The 405-nt window shown below is 74.1% G+C and carries 1 protein-coding gene; it reads left to right on the plus strand.

The features are described from left to right. On the plus strand, positions 1–405 hold a 405-nt coding region (locus DMH12_RS38775), incomplete at both ends, for a Mur ligase family protein (protein WP_260474515.1).

Below are 405 nucleotides of genomic sequence, written 5' to 3' on the forward strand. Positions count from 1 at the left end.
GGCAGGGCGGGCCGGGCGGTCTGTTCGTCGCCGTGGCCGGTCAGCGGGCCGACGGCCACGACTATGCCGGGCAGGCCGGCCGGGCCGGGGTGGTGGCCGTGCTCGGCTCGAGGCCCACGCCGCTGCCTACCGTCGTCGTGGACGATCCCCGGGCCGCGCTGCAGCGGCTCGCCGCCCATGCCGTGTCCCGGCTGCGCAAGGACCTGACCGTCGTCTCGGTGACCGGCTCGCAGGGCAAGACCAGCACCAAGGACCTCCTGGCGGCGGTGTTCTCGCACACCGCGCCGACGGTTGCCACGGCCGGCTCGCTCAACAACGAGTTCGGTGTGCCGCTCACCATGCTCCGCGCCGGCCTGGGCACCGAGTTCCTCGTCCTGGAGATGGGAGCCCGCCATGTCGGCGACA

Source organism: Streptomyces sp. WAC 04229, assembly GCF_003947455.1.
In the GTDB taxonomy this organism is placed as follows: Bacteria; Actinomycetota; Actinomycetes; order Streptomycetales; family Streptomycetaceae; genus Streptomyces.